We start from the raw sequence: 22,095 nt of genomic DNA, 5'->3' as shown, positions 1-22,095 counted from the left end.
GCGTAAGTCGCGCTCGCGTTCTTTGAGTAAAGGTGAAATATTCGGTAAAAGGACAAAGCGCCGTGCTGTCTTTCTACACTAGGCAATTGAGAATCGGCAGATATCTAAACAGAGAGGAAATCTTCAGGGCCGATGAGGTTCGGAGCAACGCCTATCAAAGAAGCTAAAACTTCACCGCTGCTGGCTACTCTAATTAATGTGCCGTTAGTTCCAGGGGAAATTGATAGCTGTCCGAAAGTCAAGCCATTGATTAATTTAAAGGTATCTTGAGAGTTGGCGAAATCAGAGATGGTATCAACTCCCAATCCCGCACCTAAAACAAATACATCGTTGCCCACGCCACCGAGTAGAATATCGTTGCCCAAACCGCCGTTGAGGGTGTCAAAACCTTTGCCGCCAGACAGGTTATCGCTGCCGTCGCCACCATTGATGATATCGTTGGCCCGCAAACCAGTCAGCACGTCATCGCCTGCCAAACCGTTGATGGTGTCGTTGCCGGGAGTGCCTGTCAGGTTGTCGTTGCCGTTCGTGCCGTTGATGACGTTTGGAGGGTTATTGCCGCCGCCTGGAGTGCTGCCGATGTCAGAAACAAAGACATCCTTAGCATTGTTCGTGTCTCCCGGCACGAGGTTGGAGGCATCTGATTCAAACGACACTTTCTGTCCGTTCGCCGAGACTTTCGGTCCGTTCGCCGGGATGGCGGAGATGTCGGCGGAGAAGCTGTTCCCCTGATTGCCTGCTGAGTCTACAGAGACGCGGGTGGTGGTATTGGTTAACAAGTCCCGCACGAAGATGTCGGTTTGATTGTTAGTATCCCCCGGCACCAGGTTGGAAGCATCAGAGTTAAACGCCACAAACCGCCCGTCGGCTGAGATGGAGGGAGCAGCGAAGGAGGTTTTGTCCCCCTGATTGCCTGCTGAGTCTACAGAGACGCGGGTGGTGGTATTGGTTAACAAGTCGCGCACGAAGACATCCTGAGCATTGTTCGTGTCTCCCGGCACGAGGTTGGAGGCATCAGAGTTAAACACCACAAACCGCCCGTCGCCTGAGATGGAGGGATAGCGGGAGCTGCTGTTCCCCGGATTGCCTGCTGAGTCTACTGAGACGCGGATGGTGGTGTTGGTTGACAAGTCCCGCACGAAGATGTCGCCAGCATTGTTAGTATTCCCCGGCACGAGGTTGGTTGCATAAGAAGTAAACGCCACAAACCGCCCGTCGGCGGAGATGGAGGGGAATAGGGAAAAGTCGTTTGCCTGATTGCCTGCTGAGTCTACAGAGACGCGGGTGGTGGTGTTGGTTGACAAGTCCCGCACAAAGATGTCCGGTTGATTGTTAGTATCCCCCGGCACGAAGTTGGTGGCATTAGATTCAAACGCTACAAACCTTCCGTCGCCTGAGATGGAGGAATAGCTGACGCTACCGTTCCCCGGATTGCCTGCTGAGTCTACAGAGACGCGGGTAGTTGTATTGGTTGACAAGTCCCGCACGAAGATGTCATAGAGATTGTTAGTATCCCCCGGCACGAGGTTGGAGGCATTAGATTGAAATACTACAAACCGCCCGTCGGCTGAGATGGAGGGAGAGAAGGAGAAGCTGTTCCCCGGATTGCCTGCTGAGTCTACTGAGACGCGGGTGGTGGTATTGGTGAGCGTGTCCCGCACGAAGATGTCGCTGCTACCGTTAGTATCCCCGGGCACGAGGTTGAAGGCATTAGATTGAAATGCTACAAACCGCCCATCGGCTGAGATGGAGGAATTGTTGGAGAAGCCGTTCGCCTGATTGCCTGCTGAGTCAACAGAGACGCGAGTAATAGTCATAAGTCCTCACACTAAAATTGCAAATTTGCTAAATTGACGAGAGTTTTGTCGATCGCCCGAAGCTTCTGACAAAACAGATTCGCGCGCTTGTAGGGCGATCGACTAATGTTTCTGAATAGACTTCTCCAAAAATTATATTATTGTGGAACAGGCATCCTGCCTGTTCAAGACTTGCATTTCTGGAGAGGTCTAATAGTTGCTGCCTATTTTTCCTAGGCTATTATCTCATTTGGGTTGGCTGTTGAAGTCAAAATTTGCTCAACCTGAGCCGGAGTTAGATTCGGATTTGCATTCAAAACTAAAGCCGCTACACCCGCTACGTGAGGGGCTGCCATTGACGTGCCGGTTTTCTTGTTGTAGGTGTTATAAGGAGTTGTAGAAACAACATCTACTCCCGGTGCAACTATGTAATCCAAAGGTTTAGAACCTGCACGGTTAGAAAAGTCAGCAATCTTGCTATTTCTATCTATTCCTCCGACAGCAATTCCGAAGCGATCGGCATTTGTAGCTGGATAATCTGGTTGGCTGGAATAATCATTTCCTGCTGACATGACGACAACAGAGCCTTTACTATTTGCATACTGAACTGCGTCCTCAATTACCTTGGAAGATAACCGATAATCGCTCAAGCTGAGGTTAATTACATTGGCTCCATTATTAGCAGCATAGCGAATTCCTTCTGCAATATTATTGATGTTCCAGTTATACGACGGGTCCGACACCTTGACAGGCATAATCTTGGCATTGGGGGCAACTCCTGTGATGTGAAAACCATTGCGTTCAGCCGCGATCGCGCCTGCTACGTGAGTCCCGTGACCGTTCCAATCCATTGGGTTGTTGTCGTTCCACGCAAAATCCCAACCCCGGATATCATCAATATATCCGTTGCGATCGTCGTCAATTCGGTTATTGGGAATCTCATCCGCATTCTGCCAAATATTGGCATCTAAATCGAGATGGGTGTAGTCAACACCGCTATCCACGACAGCTACAACAATCCCATTTCCGGTAATTCCCCCCTGCCAAACTTCCGGCGCATTTACCATGTCTCTTGCCCAATCATTACCGCCTAAATTAGGAACTTCGGGGAACTTAACAGGACTGTTAAAAGTGCGGGCTACTGCTGCATTTGCATCCACTAAACCGTATCCGTAATTGCTGCTAAAACCAGTAGCAGGCGTTGCAGCAAGATTCAGGTTGTAATTCTTATAGCCAGAGAAACTATAAACTGCGACATAGTAATCTCCAGGAGTCAGGTTGAATAAATTTATCTCGCCGGATGCACCTGCTGAGGCATAATCCCTGCCAAGAAGTTCATCATAATCAGCCTCACCGTTGCGATTTTTATCTTGAATCAACTCGATACCTGCCCCATTCAAAACATCGATACGCAAGCTTAAATCGCTATTGTTGTTAATAGTAAAGCGGTAATAATCATCGTTATCGTCAACTCCGACAAAATCATTGGATGTGAGGCGATTGTTATCAGCAACACCAATATTGCGTGCAGTTGCTAAGGAGTTGCCTGGGTCTGATAAATTCAACTGATTAGCCGTTCTCGTTCCTGTTAGGGGATCTGTGCCGACAGCGATCGCATCTGAGTTCGATTTTGGTTGAGCAGCAGATGTACCGCTAGCGACTTGATTGTTGGCTGAGTAACTGAGGCTCTCGCTTTTGGGGGATACTAGAAAATCTGCTATTTGTCCTTGTTCGCCGATCGCGATCGCTTTCAAGTTAGCCGTGTCAAAGCCGTGGGTGGGGATGCTACCATTAAATAGACGGGATGCAGTGAAAAAATTAAGCTGACCGCTGTTACCAAAGGTTGTTAATGCTGCTGTGATCTGCTGTTCGCGATCGATTGCAAATATACCGAGCGTACTTTCCATAATTCACTCCTGATAATTTGAGATTCACTGGTGTTTAGGGGAGACAATGCTGGATTTTAAATTAATTAAGATTATTCCCGATGCGAGATGATAAGTCTATTCATAAATTCATTGCTTGAATTCATAAAAGTCATAACCCTAATTTCATAAAAGTCATATTTTTCGGGAAGTTATGCCGTTTCAAGCTGAAGCTGTTGTTTTTGCGTCAAAACCATCGCTATGTGTTTTTCGTAATAGGCAGCTTCGTTAATGAATACAGGGAAAACAGTAGATTCTCCTTGATAGGGGAGTGATTCTCCCGTAAATGTGAGAAACATCGGTTCACCGGGATGTAAAGGTTCATAGTCTTTGAACTGAAGTTGGGGATGGATCGCGGCTTGCAGTTCACCTACTGAATTTCTGGGATAGTCTACCGAGCCGATCGCCTGATATACAGTTAAATATGATGGTGTAGGAAACTGCTTTCCCCGATTTTGTGCATCGAGATAATCCAGAATGGCGTGAACCAGCATTTCGGTTTGCTGAAGCTGACGGGCATTGACGACTCCCTGGGCGATCGGCCCAACTTCTACGGTGCAACCCAAAGCAGAGAGCGATCGAAGCATTGGGGCATCCTCACCAGAATGCTCTCCGAAACAAACTCGCAGTGAGGGCTCAATCTCACTCAAATAAGCTAATAATTGCAAATTGAATGGATGTTTGCTAGATGGTAAAATTGTCAGCCCCATGTTGGCCGTTGTGCTGTGAAGGTCAACGATCGCATCAGCCCCATGTTCGTCTTTCGGACATAGTTGGGCGGAGATTTCCTTAGCACGTCTGTTCTCGTAACCAATCAAATCTGGGTTAGACAAATCTTCCTCGGCAAAGCAACGGTTCAAATCGCGATCGACATAACGCCGATTGGACTTTACTGCTTGAGGATTAGCTAATAGAGTAACCACCTCAAAGCTCGATCGTTTCAGTAAGTCTGGGAATTGTTGAAACTTCTTAATCAGATAAACCCCAGTCAACTCGTTTCCGTGGGTTCCTCCCACAACTGCAACTCGTCGAATTACTTGCGAAATCATGAATAATCCTCATTAAGCAATACTTAAATGGGTATTTCGTGCCGAAACTTATAACTATTACTTTCAAGATAAAGAAGCTAGTGCTATATGTCAAATACTATTTTTTATATAAAAATATACTTAAAAAATATAGTATTTAATCCCCGTTACAAAAGAGAATGTAACTGTAGGCCCGTGCTCCAAATCATGATAGTAATCATTCATTCCCAATCGTTCAATTCTCAAATCTAAAATCTAAAATCGTATAACCTATGGAACTTCGCCATCTTCGTTACTTCATTGCAGTGGCAGACGAACTGAGCTTTAGTCGCGCGGCAAAGCGATTGCACATTGCCCAACCCCCCCTAAGTCAACAAATTAAAGATTTAGAGGCTGAACTGGGTGTGAAGCTATTCGATCGCAAAAGTCACCCGATTCAGCTAACCCCAGCAGGACAGGCGTTTTTAGAAGAAGCTCGCGCAACTTTGGTAAAGTTAGAACAAGCGGTACATAAAACCCAGCGCATCGATCAGGGTGAATTGGGTTATTTGACGGTGGGTTTTCCCAGTTCGATCGCGAATGGTGTCTTTCCAGAGATTCTGCGAACTTTTCGACAGCAATATCCAGAGGTACAACTGATTTTGCAGGAAGAACACAGTGCTTTCTTAATTCAGAGGTTGCGCGATCGCCAGACTGATATCATTTTTCTCTATCTCTACCACGATATTTCTGAAGCCAATGATTTAGAAACGATGTCTCTCACGCAAGAACCACTTGTCGTCGTTTTACCCAAAAACCATCCGCTTACAGCCCAATCCAAAATTTCGCTTTCCGACCTAAAGGATCAAGAATTTGTAATGCCACTTCATCAGATTGTGGCTGGCTTATCTGAAGAAATTTACCATGTATGTTCGCAAGCAGGGTTTGTTCCTAAAGTTGCTCAAACAGCCGTCTTTATGGTCACAATTTTGGGATTAGTCGCAGGCGAAACAGGTATCAGCATTCTGCCATCTTACGTACAGAATCTTCAACGCGAAGGAGTGGTCTATCGTCAGATTCAGGAACAAACGACAACCACTCAATTAACTGCTGTTTGGCGGCCTAATCATTCGTCCACCATTTTGCAGCAATTCCTCAATATTATTAAACCCATCTCAATTTATAGCCATCCTAAATGATTTGTGAGAAACAGGCATAGGTCAAAAGCTTTGAAAAGTCCAGCAAGTAAGGTGCGTGGCCATCAACAATCTGCAAGTTTTATCCAATATCTCGCAGATCCGCACCCTTCAGATTAACACCACACAATATAGCTGCTACTGTAGTTCATGAACCTGGAATATGCTGTATTAACTGTTACTTGCCGCAATTGGCGAAAGTAGAAAACAGGTTAAATTTTGTAACTCTCCACGCTTGTCATGTCTGCGCGCCAGCAAAAAGACAGTACCTAGTTATGCTTTTATCGCTGTCAACATAACTTTGCCAACTTCAGGCAGCAACTGTTGGATACTAGCCTGGAAACTCGTCTTATATAGGGATTACTTGCGAGCTCATGTTCCATCCTACTTGCTTGCTAAAATTTTGAATTTGACCTTCACAAGTTCGACAACTAGAACCGCCGAGTTTCTGCCAAACTTCTAACTGCGAAGTCAATCCATATTTGCCATTGCTGGATTGCATCCACATCCCATCCGCGCGGAGGTGGGGACAAAACAGATTCGCGCGGGTGTATGGCGATCGACTAATGTTTATGAAAAGTTGCTGCCTATTCTTTCTAGGCTATTATCCCATTTGGTTTGGCTGTTGTCGTCAAGATATACTCAACTTGAGCCGGAGTAAGAGTCGGATTGGCATTCAAAACCAAAGCCGCTACACCCGCTACGGAGAGTCTTAATCGCTCGGTAAATTCAATTTTAATACCTGTCCAACTGATACCTCGTGCTTGTGCGTCGCTACTACCACGGCACCTTCTAATCGCGGATCGTAACATCCAACCCAAGCCGCAGGATGACATTCGTGTACTAAATACCCGTACAGCCAAATTGCTCCTCTACCTTCAATGACAATTCCTTGGCTCAATTGAACGTCTTGAGGAAGTTTCAAACCTTGTAAATCATTTGGCGTGATGATACCGTCTTGAGTTGTAATACGCAAGCGCAAATGTTGGTAAGCTAAACCGTCTTGAGTTTGATGGGGAATTATTTTTAATTCAATAGGATTCATTGGATGCACAAATGTTTAAGGCTGCGATAAAATCATATACCTTTTAGGGTAAATTGGGAATCCGATCGCCAACTTTGAGTCCCAATTGTGCCGCTCTTCCGCCTCTGAGTTCAATAACTCCGTCAACGGGAACATCCGGGCCGTAGTTGGGGCAGGTTTCGCTCAAACACGGCGGTACGTTAGGAATTATTGCCTGCACTACGCCTTCCCGCAGAAAAACCATATCGAGCTCAATAAACACGTTTTTCATCCAAAAACGCACGTTTCGCGCTGGTTCTATCGGGAAAAACATTCCTCTGTTCTCCGGTAATTCTGTCCGAAACATTAAACCTGTGGCTTGTTCTTGGGGAGTTTGCGCCACTTCCAGTCCGATCGCGCGATCGGCTATAATCGTGTTAACCGAAATTGGCAAAAGCTGACCTCTATCTAGTCCGCCAAACAGCGAAATAAAGTTGGATTCAGTCAGATTAGAATTTCCCGAAACAACTCCTAAATATTTGCCCGATTTTTTATATTTCATAATAGTTTGGTTGTCGCCAACAGAAAGCTCTAAATCGCTAAACTTCATGCCTTCTGTCAAAACAATTTTATCATTGCCGTTGCCAAAATCTGTAATTATATCGGCTTCAGTAATAGTAGATGCGGCGGAGGTTATTTCAACCACAAATAAATCCTCCCCCGCGCCTCCTGTCAAGATATCCCCGCCTTCGCCGCCTATTAGCAAATCGTTACCCCGATCGCCAAATATCCAATCGGAGTCTTGTCCTCCATAGATTGTATCGCTTCCCTGACCGCCAGACAGCGTATCAGCGCCTTCATTTCCTGCTAGCAAATCATTTTCCCGATCGCCAAAAATTCGGTCATTTCCCCCCAAACCTTGAATAGTATCATTACCCGCAAATCCTCTAATCGTATCGTTGCTGAGAGTTCCCAGGAGAAAATCGAAGCCGAAACTACCGTCGATGTTAACCATTTTGCGTTTAATGATGCGTTTAATAGAAGGAAGATTTGGCGATCGGCATCCGCCAACCGGTACCAAAAGCTCGATCGCTAATTTTCAAACCCGGGGCTGCTTGCCGCCGTTTAAACTCCGCTTGCCTCACTAATTTTACTACACGTTTAACCACGGCTTCATCGTGTCCTGCAGCGACAATTTGTTGGACCGATTCGTGATTTTCTATCAACCGCTGCAAGATCTCGTCCAAAACATCGTAATCCGGCAAAGAATCTTGGTCAATTTGACCCGGTTTTAGTTCCGCACTCGGCGGCTTAGTAATAATATTAACCGGAATAATTTCCTTTCCCAAGTCAGCCTGATTTTTAATTTTCTCTCTCCCATAATTCAGCCACCTACAAAGCGAATACACGCGAGTTTTCGGGACATCAGAAATCACTGCCAATCCCCCATTCATATCGCCGTAGAGAGTGCAGTAACCCACCGCCATTTCCGACTTATTGCCCGTAGAAAGCAGCAAATGTCCGAACTTATTAGAAATTGCCATCAACAGATTGCCTCGAATCCGCGATTGAATATTTTCCTCAGCAATCCCGAAAGTTGTATTGATAAACAAATCGGCGAGAGTGCGATCGTAAGTTTTCATCAAATCGCCGATCGGCAATAGTTCGATCGCGATGCCCAGATTGCGGGCTAATTCCAAAGCATCATTAACCGAATGATCCGAACTGTAAGGAGAAGGCATCAGCACCCCTAGAACATTTTCGTACCCGAGCGCGCAACTGGCGATCGCCGCCACCAAAGCCGAATCTATCCCCCCACTCAAACCGAGTACAACCTTAGAAAAACCGCACTTGCGGACATAATCTCGCACTCCCAAAACCAAAGCCGCCCAAATTTCTGCATCTCCCTCGGCAGGATAAAAACTCAACGGCGTCGCCTTAATTCCTGCTGCATTTTGCTGATGGCTGCCAACTAAATCTTGTTTAGCTGCGTCATATTTCAGCATCGCAAAATCCGTTTCAAAAGAAGCTAATACCTGAATCAAATTACCCTTTCGATTCACAGCAAAACTGCTGCCGTCAAAAATAATATCGTCATTTCCCCCTACCTGATTAGCGTAAATAATCGGTATCGCGCAGCGGATGACGCTGTGCTGCAACATCGCCGATCGCACTCCCCGCTTCCCCGCACAGTAAGGCGATGCCGACAAATTCACCACTAAATCTACGCCCAATTTTGCCAGATCGGAAACAGGATCGCCCGCGTAACTGCGTTTACCCCAAAACTCTTCATTGTTCCACAAATCTTCACAAATTGTCACGCCAATTTTGACTTCGCCAATAGAAAAGTAATTGCTGTTTTCTCCAGGTTCAAAATATCTATCTTCATCAAATACATCATAAGTAGGCAACAAGCGTTTATGAAAAACTTGTTTGACGGCGCCATTTTGCAACAAAACAGCGCTATTAAACAATGATTTTCCGCCGAGTTTAACAGCCTTAGCATTAGGTAAGGCTGTGCCTACTATAACTGCCAACTTTCGTGGCAAAGCTTGCGCCAGTTGCTGCAACTGTGCACCTGCATCTGCAATGAAACTCGGATTAATTAACAAATCGCGCGGCGGATAACCGATCAGGGAAAGTTCCGGTGTTAGCAATAAGTTTGCGCCCTCAACCTCAGCTTTTTTCGCAGCCTCCAGAATTAGGTTGGAGTTGCCCAAGATATCACCAATAGTAGGATTGAGTTGTGCGATCGCAATTTTCATATCACCAAATCACTTAATAAATATTGCTAACAATCCGCCCGCGCGGACTCACTTTCCTATAGTCCTAGATTTGAATGTAGCGAAAACTTACTCAGATTTGTAATGTTTTAACTCTTCCTCAATATAATAATTTACCAAATCCCGGTAAATATTTTCCACCACATCAGGATTCAAACCCGATTCTTTAGCCCACTCGCGCCGCTGCTGTAACATAGCCTGAAAGCGATCCGACGATCGAACGCTAGCTTCACTCGTTTTGAACCTTGCTGCCGCGATGACGTATTGAAATCTCTTGCTCAAAGCATCGATCACTTCTCGATCGATGATATCAATTTCCTCCCGAACTTCGTGAATATTAGCGCATTCATCAGGGTCTTTCATCGTCTGCACTCCTTAATAGCTTCTATTCTAATGTTACTAAATTGATCCCAGAATGTCATCCAAGGAACAGCTAGATAAACACCAGTGGCTTATTTTTGAAAGGAGCAAAAGCGGCCGCATCAAAGCGGTACAAACTAGCAGGGCGGCCCGCCCCGCGCGAAACCTTAACACCGGTATCGCACAAAAAACCCAATTTCAACAATCGAGCTCTAAAATTAGAATAATCAGAAAAATTTTCCCCCAAAATAGTTGTATAAAGTTGATACAAATCGCTCAAAGTAAAAAGTTCCGGCAAAACTTCAAAAGCTACCGGGCTGTATTCAAGTTTGTTACGCAGTCGCCGATATCCGTATTCGAGAATTTGATTGTGATCGAAGGCCAGCTTAGGAACTTGTTGCACGGGATACCAAGCAATACCGCCGACACGGTGCCCGACACCAGCGACTACACTCCCAGCAATTAACTCAGCTTCTTCAAAGCGTACCAAAGCAAAATAACTAACCGAAAGATAACGATCGCCCCTGGTAACTTCCCGAGGATCGCGCCCCGGTTCTCCGAAAGTATACAATTGCTCCAAATACAAATTTTTTACCCGAATTTTCTCAGACAAAATTCGGTAAGCCGCATTTTCAAGAGACTCGCCCTGACGCACCAAAGTACCGGGAAGACTCCAAGAATCGATAAACGGTTCGTCTTGCCGCATTACCAACAGCACCAACAAGCGGTTCTGCACGGTATCGACGGAAAAAATAACATTATCTACTCCTACTTTAAAGTCAGCTAATGAGCAACCCTCGCTCTTTTTTGTGCCTCGTGCCATGCGTACAAATGCTCCCTATGGATGTAATCTTCGATGGTCGGAGTCAGAGCTTCCCTGTCTCCTGTTTCCCGATAGGAAGTAGAAGAAACATTGGGAGCGCTCAAAGATGCGATCGCCACGTCTGCACCCAGGCGCCTCAACTGCCACAAATCTATTTGCTCTGACGGATAACCGGGTCGCGGTACTATCAGCAACTCGACTTTTTTTAACAATTCTTCAAATTTGTACCAGCGAGACAGTTGCCCCACCAAGTCGGAACCTATTACCAGCGTCAAATCTGCATTAGGCCACAGCAATCTGGCTTGTTCCACAGTTTCCACCGTCCTCGAACTGCTGAGTTCTGGATGCAAACAAAGATTGTGTCTGGGCGAATTAATTTCTTGAATCATTAACAGCAGCATTGCCGATCGGTGTTCTAGAGAAGTTTGGTGCGACTTAAAAGGATTGTCCGACGCCCAAACTGCTACCCAATCAAAATGTTGGGAAAGCCAACTCAGAATAGTTTTATGTCCCGCTGTGGGCGGATCGGCACTGGTTCCAAAAAGAGCAATCTTCTGCATAGGTAATCGGTAATATTGTTAATAGTTAATGGGGAATTGGGAATGGGGAATTGAACTACATACTAATGACCAAAGCGTGTCAAATTAATATCAAACGTAGTTCCAGCCTGCTGTTTGATAATTAACCCCTCGATCCCCCCTAACCCCCCTCAAAAAGGGGGGGACTGGAGCGATCGAAGTCTCCCTTCAAAAAAGAGGGGACTGTCAGCTCTCAAAGTCCCCCTTCTTAAGGGGGATTTAGGGGGATCGAGGCTAAGCTAGAAACGAGATTTATCATGGATTTTAGTCTTAAGTTAACACCAATAACCACTGACTACTAACTACTAACTCTTTTTCGTTTTTTGGGTGAGACTCTGCAAATCGGTAGAAATTTCCACCGACGGCGAAATCGGGTTGTCAAGTTGGCGAGTTTCGGGTCGAAGACTGGCGACTGAAGCAGCAGTGCGTTTGGCTATCTCCTCCAAACTTTCCGGGTTCAGGACTCGTTTGCCATCCTTGACAACCAACTCCATTAATGGTAAGTAAGAATCGCAATTGTGAATAGTTTCTCCCGACAATCCCAAACAATCTCCGAGAATTTGCCCATTTTCAATATGTCTAAAAATTTGCTTTCTTCCTGGATATGTTACCTTGCCACTTGCCTCTTTCATCACCGGAATTCCATCAATTTCCACCAACTTATAAACACCGTTGACAGGGGAACCGCTGACCAACTTGGTTCCCAAACCGTAACCGTCAATGCAAGCACCGCTACTTTTTAATTTAGCAATTTCTCGATCGTCCAAATCGCCACTAGCAAAAATTGGAACGCCCGGAAGGATCGATCGAACTTCCCGAGACAGCACCGCCAAATCGCCAGAATCGAGCCGCACGCCTTCCAACTGCATTTCACCGCTGTTTACTCGATCGGCCAACATCCGCGCCGCCGCGACAGTATCGTAAGTATCGATCAGCAGGGGCGCCCCCGGAAAATAGCGGTGAAAAGCTGCAAACGCCTGATTCTCGCTGCCTTCTAGAGCCGCCACAGCCATTACCAGAGCATGGGCGATCGTACCGACAGGCTTGCGCCCCAACTTCAAAGCAGCCAAAACATTAGAAGTTCCATCGAACCCCGCAGCCAGGGCCGCCCTAGCAGCCCAAACAGCAGCTTGAGGCCCAAAAGCCCTGCGCGTCCCGAATTCCAGCAACTTAGCCTCCGGACCCGCCACATCCCGCAGCCGCGCTGCCCGCGTCGCAATCAAAGTTTGATAATTTATGGCATTCAACAAATAAGTTTCCACCAACTGAGCCTGCCACAGAGGAGCCTCAATTCGCAGCAGAGGCTCGTTGGCAAACACCGCCGTCCCCTCCGGCACCGCCCAAACATCGCCACTAAAGCGGGCTGTGGCGAGTAAAGTCCAAAATCGCTCCGGGGCGCCGGCAAAAATCCCAGTGGACTGCAAAGCCTGAATTTGCGCCGGCGAAAACCGAAATTTCTCCAAATAATCGATAACTTGGGTCAAACCCATCGCGATCGCGTAGCCAAAACCCTCTGGCAGCCTGCGCGCGAATAATTCAAAACTCGCGGCCCGCCCGTCGAGCCCTTCCCCAACGTAACAAGCGGCCATCGTTAGCTGGTAGAGATCGGTCAAAAGGCTGTAATCTGCTGAAGAAACCGTCAGTTCCCGGTCTTCTAATATTTCTTCAAAACCTGTGAGCTGCAGGCTTTCTGTCGCAGTTTCCATAAGAAAAACCCCGGACAAACTTCTTTTTTTTAATTATAGTGAATAATACCATATATTTTTGTAAAATTTTTATAAAGATTGCAGATATTGTCGAAAAAATTCGCTGATTATGCCCTTTAATACCGGATTTAGGTTAATTTATACATTAATATTATGGTAAAATCAATATAAATACTTACTTTAACAAACTCAGGAATTAAGTACAAACACTCAAGCGTTCCCGATTTTTTACGAACATATTTAGTTCCAGCCCTTGGAAAGATGTAGAAAACCGGGTTTCTGAGCGTCGGGATTGCGATCGCCACTGATTGAGTTGACCAAGGAAAAATCTACCAGCAAAAGGTTGATCGTCCAACAATGCGTAATTCCTAAAACCTTCAGCTTGCTTCAATGTTGCAGACCAATAAGTAATTCAAATAAATATTGCTAAACTCATCCACAGCCCAAAAATCAGAGTAATATTAAAAGTATCAGAACCCAGACAAGAGAGGCAGATTCTATGAATCTTTCTAAATCTTTGGCAAACGCGATGCGTTACGTCTCGGAAGCAGCGGTGCGGATTTTTAGCCCCAGCGATGACAACTATCCAAATAGTGGAGTTCAACCTTTTGAGGGTAAGCTCTCCAAAAGTTCTAAATCGAGAGAATGAACAGCCATTCAGGCATTTTCTAGCGAGTTCGGCACAGGCATTGAGTTTAACAGTCAACAGTTAACAATTAACGGTTGACTGTTAGCTTTTGACTTGTGACTTTGACTGTTAATAGTAATTGTAGGTGGGGTTTCTCTTCCTTCTACCCCACCTACAATTACCAATCACCAATTACACTGAACTTCCCAAATTGACAAAAAGCCTATTCAGTGTAGAGTAAGCTTTTTAAAGATTTTGGCGCCCGGTTGACTGGGTACAAATCAGAGAAACACCCAGCAAATCTAGAGCCTTTTGTTGCACTGGGGTTGGTTTAGTGAACTTATCAAAAATCCAACTATATAGCAATCCTTAGCAGCACATTTTAAGTTGCTACTTCGATACCTTAGAGTAATTCTACTCATTGACAAAAGTGTTTTTAACTTAACTGATGACCAATGTGTAGGCACTGGCTGCGGGCGATACCTAGCCGAAAGTTCGGGTCATTCCCCGTCTGAAGACTGGCTGTACGCTGGTCTTTTTGTTAGCTGAAAACTCTACTGTTAGTTAGGTCTTACGAGGGTTAATTGTCGTAAAGTGATTTTACAGGCAAGCTGCAAACAGGAGTGAGAAGATTCAAGTAATTGCACGGAAGCTTTGAACGTTTGTTGGGAAATTGTTTGTGCCTCAATTGACTTGCAAGGAATTTCCCCTTCAAATACACCCCTGCTGGCAGCGCGATCGCACTCTCGAAAGGAATAGCTGATGCAGGTAAAACAAAACAAACTTTTCACTACCGAAGCGATCGATCGCTTATCTTCACCGGAACGCCTCGACGAAATGATGCAGGTGGTTAGTCCTCGATCGTGGCTGCCACTAACTGCAATTGGCTGTTTAGTTGCTGCTGCGGGGGTTTGGAGTGCGATCGGGCGAATTCCGCTGACTGTTTCCGGTCAAGGCGTGTTGCTTCTGCCCCGCCGCGTCGTGCAATTTCAAGCTGCTAGTTCCGGTCAATTGTTAAAGCTAAATATCAAGCCGGGAGATATTGTTAAACGGGGTCAAGAAATCGGCAGAATTAATAAACTCGACCTCAAGCAGCAGCTAGAACAAGAAAAAGCCAAATTATCCCAACTGCAAGGCCAAAAGCAAGATACTAATAAGCTGCAAAAACAGCAGATGGCGCTGGAATTAAAAACCCTCGAACAGCAGCAAAAAGACCTTCAAGAAAGCTTGAACAGGGAGTCAGTTGCGCCGATATTGCACCAGCAAAGTATGGCGGCATTAGAGCAAAAACGCCAAAGTTTGGAAGAAAGTTTGCGCCGAGAACAAATTGCCCCGGTACTGCGGCAGCAAACTCTGACAGCATTAGCAGAAAAACGCCAAAGTTTGGAAGAAAGTTTGCGGCGAGAAGAAGTTGCGCCGATATTGCGGCAGCAAACTCTGGCGGCGATCGCCAAAAAACGCGACAGTCTTTTGCAGCGAAAACAGCACATCACTTCTTTGGTGGAAACTTTACAGCAGCGGTTTGAAACTCGTCGCGTTCTTTACGAAGAAGAGAGGGCGATTAGCGAGGATGTAATGCTGCAAGCGAGACAGGAATTCGCAGACTCTCAGATGCAACTGGCGGATATTGAAACGCAGTTAAAGGAACTCGACGTTCAGAAAACCAATAGCGATCGCGAATTCCTGCAAAATCTCAATAAAATTGACGACATCAAAAACAGCCGGCAGCAACTCAAGGTTGAAGCTACCAATACCGAACGGGAGTACCTGCAAAATCTCAACAGCCTTAACGAAATTAAAAACAACCTCCAAGAACTTAAAGTTCTGAAAAGTAACGCCGAACGAGATTACCTGCAAAACCTCAACAAAATTGATGAAATAAAAACTAAGATTAAAGACATAGAAACCCAAGCGGTTAAACTAGCTCAACAAGACTTAGAGAAGTCCATCGCCCAAACAAATCAAATTCAGGAAGTTAAACGCAAGATTGCCCACTTACAGAATCAGTTGACCGCCGACAGCAAAATTACCAGCCCATATGACGGGCGCGTTTTAGAAGTTAGCGCCGTTGCAGGTCAAATGCTGAACATCGGTACAAGAATCGGGACAGTTGAATCTGAGAATTCTCGCGAAAAAATGGTCAGTCTTGTCTATTTTGCTGACAGAGACGGCAAGCAAATTAAACCGGGAATGACTGTACAAGTTACCCCTAGCGTCGTCAAGCGGGAACGCTACGGCGGCATTGTCGGCAAAGTAACCCAAGTTTCTCCTTTTCCGGTTACTAATCAAGATATGTCGGCAATTATCGGCAATGAAAATTTGGCTGACAGCATCGCAAAAAGCATCGCTGGCGGAGGTGCTCCCGTGCAAATTTTTGTGGAATTGCAACAAGATCCGAACACTGTCAGCGGTTACAAATGGTCTTCCTCGAACGGGCCTCCTCTCAAGATTTCCCCCGGTACTACGGCGCTAGTTCGGGTTCAAATCGGGCAGTTAGCGCCGATTTCTTACGTGATTCCTATTTTTCGGTCTTTGACTGGGGTTTACTAACCGTTATTAGTCAGTTTTTTTTCGTCCCTAGGGAGAGATAATTGCTGACAACAAATAGGTTACACCGACCGTTTCTCTTGTTTATATCGAAGTCTAGATCCCCCCTAACCCCCCTTAAGAAGGGGGGGACAAGAGCAGTCAAAGTCCCCCTTGTTAAGGGAGATTTAGGGCGATCTAGATTGGACTACAAGCAAAATTTATGATTAATTTTAGCTTTACTAACCCATGAAAATACCCTGGATTCACAAGTTTTTTACACCGCGCAACTTAAGGCGAGTTCGTACTCCCACACTGCTGCAAATGGAAGCTGTAGAATGCGGTGCTGCTGCTTTAGGAATTATTTTGAGTTACTGCGAACACCCGGTACCTTTAGCCCAATTGCGGAGCGAGTGCGGCGTTTCTCGCGATGGCAGTAAAGCTTCTAATATCCTGAAAGCAGCCCGAATTTACGGCTTAGATGCTAAAGGGTTTAAAAAAACTGTTGAAGAGTTGGAAACTGTACCGCCACCTTTTATTGTTTTTTGGAATTTCAATCACTTTTTGGTGGTTGAGGGGATGAAGAAAAAGCGCGTTTATCTCAACGACCCCGCATCGGGGCCGAGGACTGTTTCCCTAGAAGAATTTAAGTCTGCTTATACTGGCGTTGTTTTGACTTTTGAGCCTGGGCCGGAGTTTAAAAAAGGTGGGAAAAAACCGAGTATTGCCCGTGCTTTAGATTCCCGATTGCAAAGTTCCCGCTGGGCGATCGCATTTTGTTTAATTGCTGGTTTATTACTGACTGTTCCCCGTTTGGCTGGCGCGGCATTTACCCAAATTTTTGTGGATGAAATTCTCGTCGAAAACCGTCACGAGTGGCTGCGGCCTTTAATACTGGGAATGCTGTTGGCGGCGGCCGTTCAAGGGCTGCTAGCGCGAATGCGACTTTTCTATTTGCGGCGGCTGGCAAACAAGCTGGCGATTTCGATGTCGGGACAGTTTATCTGGCATACTTTGCGCTTGCCTGTGGGATTTTATGCCCAGCGGTTTGCAGGTGAAATTAGCAATCGCTGCCAAGTTAATGACAAGGTTGCTGAAATTTTATCGGGGAAACTTGCTGCAACTGCGATCGACGCGGTGATGATGGTTTTCTATGCAATAATGATGGTTATGTACGACTGGGTATTGACCAGTGTTGCTGCTGTTTTTGCAGCCTTAAACTTTTTGGCACTGCAATCTTTATCCCGCAGCCGCGTCGATGCTAACACCAGATTAGCTCAGGAAACAGGTAAGGTTGGCGGTGCTGCAATTGCAGGCATTCAATCTATAGAAACTGTCAAAGCTAGCGGTTTAGAATTCGATTTATTTTCTAAGTTTGCCGGGTACTATGCCAAAATGAGCAACGCCCAGCAAGAATTGGCTTTGCCCACTCAAATATTGTCAATATTACCAGCATTTTTAACGGCATTAGCTGCAACTGCTATCTTAGTTGTCGGGGGCTTGCGGGTGATGAACGGCGGTTTGAGTATCGGGATGTTAATTGCCTATCAAAGTCTCACTCAACAATTCCTGCGACCAGTCAACAATCTAGTCAATTTTGGCAGCACTCTGCAAGAATTAGAAGCAGATTTAAGCCGACTTGATGACGTTCTGCAAAACCCTGTAGATCCAGAAGCAGACCGCGATTCTTTTAGTGAAAACAGCCGCAGCGCCATCGCACCAGATGCTTTTCACCTGCAAGGAAGCATTGAATTGCGCGGTGTCAGTTTTGGCTACAGCCGTTTGGAAGCGCCGCTAATTGAAAACTTGAACTTAACCGTAAAACCGGGTCAGCGCGTAGCGTTAGTCGGGGGAAGCGGTTCGGGGAAATCTACTATTGCCAAACTCGTGACCGGGCTTTACGAACCAATGAATGGCGAAATTTTATTTGACGGGGTTCCTCGCAATTTTATCCCCCGTTCTATCCTAGCGAATTCGCTGGCAATGGTCGAACAAGAGATATTTCTATTTGCCGGAACAGTTCGGGAAAATCTGACGCTTTGGGACCCGACAGTACCGGAATCAGATTTAGTGCAAGCGTGCATTGATGCGGCAATTCACGAACTTATCTTGAATATGCCGGGAGGATACGATGCTCAACTCAATGAAGGGGGGACAAATATGAGCGGCGGACAGCGGCAGCGCTTGGAAATTGCCAGGGCGTTAGTGAGAAATCCGGCGGTGTTGGTGTTGGATGAAGCAACGAGTGCTTTGGATGCTGAAACAGAGTTAATTATCGATCGCAATTTGAGGCGTCGCGGTACTTCTTGTATTGTGGTTGCTCACCGTTTGAGCACGATTCGAGATTGCGATGAAATTATTATGCTTGCAGGGGGGAAAGTTGTTCAGAGAGGCACTCATGAGGAGTTGCAAAAGCTGGGAGGAGCTTATGCTCTTTTGGTTGGAAACGAACAATAAATAGCAGAAATACAGTAGCCAGCCCGACAGTCCGCCAGGGAATGAATTCCCTGTCTAAGAGCTAAAGTCCTCTGAAGAGGACTGAAATGAATGATGGTTTGATTTGGCTATTTAGTCGGTTTTAACCGACTTTAGCGATGAGACGGGGATTAAAATCCCCGGCGGATCTGTGGATTAGCCCGATCGATTCGATCCGACTGTCTTCTTTGACGCAGGGCTTTAAACCCCTGCCCGACTTGATATTACTAATCGCCAATTACTAGCTATGCTCGATCTAAATCCTGTTAAGAAACTGCACCGAATTAAAGGAAATGAACCGCTGCTGCTGAATGACCCGTATCAGGTATGGATTGTTAAGTCGGGCGCGATCGCAGTTTTTGCAGCCAAGATACAAAGTGAGAAGCCTGCGGGAAACCGCCATTATCTGTTCAGCGTCGGTGCAGGCGAGGCTTTGTTCGGCGCAGCTACCCCCCCCAAGCTTCGGGGGGGAGAAGGAGAAGGGGGGGGAGAAAATTCACAACCTGGCTGGGGACTTCTGGCGATCGCGATCGCCGAAACGGAACTGGAACCGATCGCGATCGCAGATTGTGCCGCTTTAGTTGCTGCTGGTGACGGCAAAACGAGATCGCTTGTGGAAGGGTGGATACAGCATTTGGGAGAACGGGCGATTCCCTACGGGATAGATCCGCTTCACGCGCCGGAGGAAAAAGTTGCGCCAGAAACTGCGGTTGTAGCAGCCTCGCAGCAGATATCGCTGCAAAAAGGTCAAATGCTGCGATCGCCGCCGGGAACAGTTGTCTGGGTGCGCGTCTCGTCGGGCGATGCGAGTGTGGGGGAATTGAAGTTAAATTCCGCTTCCCCAGCGTTTCCCCTGGCTGGGAATATGCTGCTGGTGGCATCCGGGGAAGTTGAGGTGCAAATTTTCTCAACAGCAGAGGTGGAAAATGCCGACTGGCTGCGCCCGAGTTTAGCTTTGCTGCACGAGTATTTTTGCTGCTGCTTGAACTTGCTGGTTTCCCAGCAAAAAGCAGAGGAATTCCGGCGCTTTCAGGAACGCGAACAGCTAAACCGCCAAGTGACTCAGACAGCTTTGGGAGAGTTAACCGAGGTGCTGCATCCCCGGAAAACTGCCTTGTCTGAGGAAGGAACGCCGCTTTTAATCGCTGCTGGGGCTGTAGGTAAGGCACAAGGGATAACAGTCAATCCCCCGGCGGGTTCCGAAGATTTCAGCCGAGTTAAAGATCCGATGGAGGCGATCGCGCGAGCGTCCCAATTTCGCACCCGCCGGGTGTTGTTGGTTGGAGATTGGTGGCGGCAAAACTGCGGCCCGCTGTTGGCTTATACAAAGTCGGACAATCGACCTGTAGCTTTGCTGCCCGGTAAGGGCGAGCGTTATACTTTGTTCGATCCGATCGATCGCACTCGCAAACGGGTAACTAAAGCAATAGCCCAAGAGTTGTCGTCAGAAACTCTCATGTTTTACCGGCCGCTGCCGCTATTAGTTCGCAACGCTGCGGAACTGTTTCGCTTCGGGACGAAGGGCTATGAAAAAGACACGATCCCTGCTTTCGGGCTGGGGATATTGGGAACGCTGCTGGGGATGGTGACGCCGCAAGCTACCTCGATTTTGGTCAATGATGCTATTCCTGACAGCGATCGTTTGTTACTGTGGCAGTTAGGGCTGGTATTGTTAGTTGCGGCGATCGGACGGGCTGTATTTAGCATGGCCCAAACAATTCTGACGCTGCGGATCGAAAATGCTGCCAGCGGCACTCTCCAGCCGGCAGTTTGGGATCGATTGCTGAGATTAAAACCGGCGTTTTTCCGCAGCTATTCTTCGGGCGACTTGCTGACTCGCTTATTAGCAGTTAATCAAATTCGCGCCCAACTCAGCGGCGCGACGCAGCGGACACTTTTGAGCGCCATATTTTCCCTGCTGAATTTGGGGCTGATGTTTGTTTACAGCCTGCCGCTGACTTTAGTCGGAATTGGTTTAACTTTTCTGGCGGTTATAGTAACAGTCACATCGAGCTTGCTCTTAATCCCAAAAGAGCGGCAGATGGAAACAGGAGAAGGCGACATTAACGGGCTGACAGTAGAACTGATTAACGGAGTATCAAAGTTGCGGGTAGCGGCCGCCGAAGGGCGAGCCTTTGCAGCTTGGGCGAAAAAATACAGCCAGCAAATTAAACTAAGAACGGGAATTAAACGACTAAACGACAGCGTTTCTGTATTTAACGAAGCGCTGCCGTTAGTCAGTTCTATTCTGATGTTTTGGTTTGCAATTCAGTTTATGCAAACTCCTCAAACAGAAGGCGGCGGACTGAATATGGGGACGTTTCTCGCTTTTAATTCCGCCTTCGGAACTTTTCTTTCCGGCATCACAGACTTGAGCAATACCGTAACTGATATTTTAGGAATTGTACCGCTGTGGGAGCGAGCCAAACCGATCGTCCAGGGAATCCCGGAATCTGACCCGACAAAAGCCGATCCGGGCCGCTTGCAAGGTCAAATTACTGTCGATAGGGCAACTTTCCGCTACCGGGAGGACGGCCCCCCAATTTTAGATGATGTCAGCATCAATATTCAACCGGGGGAATTTATCGCGATCGTCGGGACTTCGGGGAGTGGCAAATCAACATTATTTCGGCTGTTATTGGGATTTGAAATAGCACAAAGCGGCACTGTTTATTACGACAATCAAGATTTAGCAGGCCTCGACGTTCAAGCTGTGCGGCGGCAGTTAGGAGTAGTGCTGCAAAACGGCAGAATTAATGCCGGTTCGATGTTTGACAATATTACCTGCGGGGCGATGGTAACGCAGGAGGAAGCTTGGGAAGCCGCGCAAATGGCCGGTTTAGCGGCCGATATCGAACAAATGCCGATGGGAATGCACACGGTTGTCAGCGAGGGTGGCACGAATCTGTCGGGAGGACAGCGGCAGAGATTGTTAATTGCCCGCGCAATGGTTGTCAAACCAAAGGTTATCCTGATGGATGAAGCTACGAGTGCTTTGGACAACCGCACGCAGGCGATCGTTACTGAGAGTTTGGATAAGTTGAATGTGACGCGAGTTGTCATCGCCCACCGCCTGAGTACGATTCGCAATGCCGATCGCATTTATGTAATTGAAGCAGGCCGTTTGGTGGAAGTCGGTTCGTTTGAGGAATTGGTAAAACAGGGGGGATTGTTTGCTCGATTGGTGGCGCGGCAGTTGGAGTAGGGATTCAAGGTAAAACCATTTTCAAGAACGGGCAAGATGCCCGTTCCACAAAGAGTGAAATTCTTGTGAAACGGGCATCTTGCC

16 protein-coding genes are annotated in these 22,095 nt (G+C 46.8%); 5 read left to right on the top strand and 11 right to left on the bottom strand.

The annotated features are described in order from the left end of the window. Nucleotides 1–104: 104 nt before the first annotated feature. The 3 genes from QUA23_RS17080 to QUA23_RS17070 form a co-directional block, all read right to left on the bottom strand. Nucleotides 105–1,817 (bottom strand): calcium-binding protein, encoded by a 1,713-nt coding sequence (locus tag QUA23_RS17080; protein ID WP_333077262.1) that lies wholly within the window; start codon nucleotides 1,815–1,817, stop codon nucleotides 105–107. A gap of 212 nt (nucleotides 1,818–2,029) precedes the next feature. Beyond that, nucleotides 2,030–3,703, bottom strand: coding sequence for a S8 family peptidase (locus QUA23_RS17075; protein ID WP_333077263.1), 1,674 nt, complete (start codon nucleotides 3,701–3,703; stop codon nucleotides 2,030–2,032). A gap of 170 nt (nucleotides 3,704–3,873) precedes the next feature. Continuing rightward, nucleotides 3,874–4,770 (bottom strand): aspartoacylase, encoded by an 897-nt coding sequence (locus QUA23_RS17070; RefSeq protein ID WP_333077264.1) that lies wholly within the window; start codon nucleotides 4,768–4,770, stop codon nucleotides 3,874–3,876. A 251-nt stretch (nucleotides 4,771–5,021) separates the two neighbouring features. On the opposite strand from QUA23_RS17070, the gene QUA23_RS17065 reads away from it, so the two are divergent. Beyond that, complete coding sequence (locus QUA23_RS17065; protein WP_333077265.1) at nucleotides 5,022–5,927, top strand: LysR substrate-binding domain-containing protein; 906 nt, start codon at nucleotides 5,022–5,024, stop codon at nucleotides 5,925–5,927. 346 nt (nucleotides 5,928–6,273) lie between these two features. Here the strand turns inward: QUA23_RS17065 and QUA23_RS17060 are convergent, their stop codons facing one another. The 8 genes from QUA23_RS17060 to QUA23_RS17025 all read right to left on the bottom strand — a co-directional run bounded on the left by QUA23_RS17060 (nucleotide 6,274) and on the right by QUA23_RS17025 (nucleotide 13,177). Beyond that, nucleotides 6,274–6,432, bottom strand: coding sequence for a GUN4 domain-containing protein (locus tag QUA23_RS17060; protein WP_333077266.1), 159 nt, complete (start codon nucleotides 6,430–6,432; stop codon nucleotides 6,274–6,276). A gap of 204 nt (nucleotides 6,433–6,636) precedes the next feature. Then, complete coding sequence (crn3, locus tag QUA23_RS17055) at nucleotides 6,637–6,969, bottom strand: CRISPR-associated ring nuclease Crn3/Csx3 (RefSeq protein ID WP_333077267.1); 333 nt, start codon at nucleotides 6,967–6,969, stop codon at nucleotides 6,637–6,639. A gap of 43 nt (nucleotides 6,970–7,012) precedes the next feature. Next, complete coding sequence (locus QUA23_RS17050; protein WP_333077268.1) at nucleotides 7,013–7,942, bottom strand: DUF192 domain-containing protein; 930 nt, start codon at nucleotides 7,940–7,942, stop codon at nucleotides 7,013–7,015. A 19-nt stretch (nucleotides 7,943–7,961) separates the two neighbouring features. Further along, a complete protein-coding gene (locus QUA23_RS17045; RefSeq protein ID WP_333077269.1) occupies nucleotides 7,962–9,692 on the bottom strand; it encodes an NAD+ synthase in 1,731 nt (576 codons plus the stop codon). An 87-nt stretch (nucleotides 9,693–9,779) separates the two neighbouring features. Beyond that, entirely contained in the window at nucleotides 9,780–10,073 is a 294-nt protein-coding gene (locus tag QUA23_RS17040; protein ID WP_333040236.1) for an isochorismate lyase, read from the bottom strand. Between the two features lie 70 nt (nucleotides 10,074–10,143). Further along, nucleotides 10,144–10,893: an NrtR DNA-binding winged helix domain-containing protein gene (locus QUA23_RS17035; protein ID WP_333040239.1), complete on the bottom strand. Its 750-nt coding sequence runs from the start codon at nucleotides 10,891–10,893 to the stop codon at nucleotides 10,144–10,146. Next, nucleotides 10,854–11,453: a nicotinate-nucleotide adenylyltransferase gene (locus QUA23_RS17030; RefSeq protein ID WP_333077270.1), complete on the bottom strand. Its 600-nt coding sequence runs from the start codon at nucleotides 11,451–11,453 to the stop codon at nucleotides 10,854–10,856. The genes QUA23_RS17035 and QUA23_RS17030 overlap by 40 nt, the downstream gene beginning before the upstream one ends. Nucleotides 11,454–11,776: 323 nt before the next feature. After that, entirely contained in the window at nucleotides 11,777–13,177 is a 1,401-nt protein-coding gene (locus tag QUA23_RS17025; protein WP_333077271.1) for a nicotinate phosphoribosyltransferase, read from the bottom strand. A 499-nt stretch (nucleotides 13,178–13,676) separates the two neighbouring features. On the opposite strand from QUA23_RS17025, the gene QUA23_RS17020 reads away from it, so the two are divergent. The 4 genes from QUA23_RS17020 (at nucleotide 13,677) to QUA23_RS17005 (ending at nucleotide 22,011) form a co-directional block, all read left to right on the top strand. Next, nucleotides 13,677–13,826 carry an isochorismate synthase gene (locus QUA23_RS17020; protein ID WP_333049849.1) on the top strand — a complete coding sequence of 50 codons (150 nt, stop codon included), beginning with the start codon at nucleotides 13,677–13,679 and terminating at the stop codon, nucleotides 13,824–13,826. A 741-nt stretch (nucleotides 13,827–14,567) separates the two neighbouring features. Continuing rightward, nucleotides 14,568–16,355: an NHLP bacteriocin system secretion protein gene (locus QUA23_RS17015; RefSeq protein WP_333077272.1), complete on the top strand. Its 1,788-nt coding sequence runs from the start codon at nucleotides 14,568–14,570 to the stop codon at nucleotides 16,353–16,355. A 225-nt stretch (nucleotides 16,356–16,580) separates the two neighbouring features. Beyond that, on the top strand, nucleotides 16,581–18,788 hold the full coding sequence (locus QUA23_RS17010; protein ID WP_333077274.1) for an NHLP family bacteriocin export ABC transporter peptidase/permease/ATPase subunit: 2,208 nt from the start codon (nucleotides 16,581–16,583) through the stop codon (nucleotides 18,786–18,788). Between the two features lie 265 nt (nucleotides 18,789–19,053). After that, on the top strand, nucleotides 19,054–22,011 hold the full coding sequence (locus QUA23_RS17005; RefSeq protein WP_333077275.1) for an NHLP bacteriocin export ABC transporter permease/ATPase subunit: 2,958 nt from the start codon (nucleotides 19,054–19,056) through the stop codon (nucleotides 22,009–22,011). The last annotated feature ends 84 nt before the right edge of the window (nucleotides 22,012–22,095 follow it).

The sequence above is a fragment of the Microcoleus sp. Pol1C5 genome, from assembly GCF_036701115.1.
Lineage (GTDB): Bacteria > Cyanobacteriota > Cyanobacteriia > Cyanobacteriales > Microcoleaceae > Microcoleus.
The sequence above is the reverse complement of the archived record's forward strand: the minus strand, read 5'-3'. Positions and strand labels throughout refer to the sequence as shown.

Bases quoted from the DNA above. Each gene is read 5' to 3' on its own strand.
- QUA23_RS17030 (WP_333077270.1), bottom strand. From the start codon at position 11,453: ATGCAGAAGATTGCTCTTTTTGGAACCAGTGCCGATCCGCCCACAGCG.
- QUA23_RS17045 (WP_333077269.1), bottom strand. From the start codon at position 9,692: ATGAAAATTGCGATCGCACAACTCAATCCTACTATTGGTGATATCTTG.
- QUA23_RS17020 (WP_333049849.1), top strand. From the start codon at position 13,677: ATGAATCTTTCTAAATCTTTGGCAAACGCGATGCGTTACGTCTCGGAA.
- QUA23_RS17050 (WP_333077268.1), bottom strand. From the start codon at position 7,942: ATGGTTAACATCGACGGTAGTTTCGGCTTCGATTTTCTCCTGGGAACT.
- QUA23_RS17065 (WP_333077265.1), top strand. From the start codon at position 5,022: ATGGAACTTCGCCATCTTCGTTACTTCATTGCAGTGGCAGACGAACTG.
- crn3 (WP_333077267.1), bottom strand. From the start codon at position 6,969: ATGAATCCTATTGAATTAAAAATAATTCCCCATCAAACTCAAGACGGT.
- QUA23_RS17075 (WP_333077263.1), bottom strand. From the start codon at position 3,703: ATGGAAAGTACGCTCGGTATATTTGCAATCGATCGCGAACAGCAGATC.
- QUA23_RS17060 (WP_333077266.1), bottom strand. From the start codon at position 6,432: ATGTGGATGCAATCCAGCAATGGCAAATATGGATTGACTTCGCAGTTA.
- QUA23_RS17080 (WP_333077262.1), bottom strand. From the start codon at position 1,817: ATGACTATTACTCGCGTCTCTGTTGACTCAGCAGGCAATCAGGCGAAC.
- QUA23_RS17015 (WP_333077272.1), top strand. From the start codon at position 14,568: ATGCAGGTAAAACAAAACAAACTTTTCACTACCGAAGCGATCGATCGC.
- QUA23_RS17005 (WP_333077275.1), top strand. From the start codon at position 19,054: ATGCTCGATCTAAATCCTGTTAAGAAACTGCACCGAATTAAAGGAAAT.
- QUA23_RS17070 (WP_333077264.1), bottom strand. From the start codon at position 4,770: ATGATTTCGCAAGTAATTCGACGAGTTGCAGTTGTGGGAGGAACCCAC.
- QUA23_RS17010 (WP_333077274.1), top strand. From the start codon at position 16,581: ATGAAAATACCCTGGATTCACAAGTTTTTTACACCGCGCAACTTAAGG.
- QUA23_RS17040 (WP_333040236.1), bottom strand. From the start codon at position 10,073: ATGAAAGACCCTGATGAATGCGCTAATATTCACGAAGTTCGGGAGGAA.
- QUA23_RS17025 (WP_333077271.1), bottom strand. From the start codon at position 13,177: ATGGAAACTGCGACAGAAAGCCTGCAGCTCACAGGTTTTGAAGAAATA.
- QUA23_RS17035 (WP_333040239.1), bottom strand. From the start codon at position 10,893: ATGGCACGAGGCACAAAAAAGAGCGAGGGTTGCTCATTAGCTGACTTT.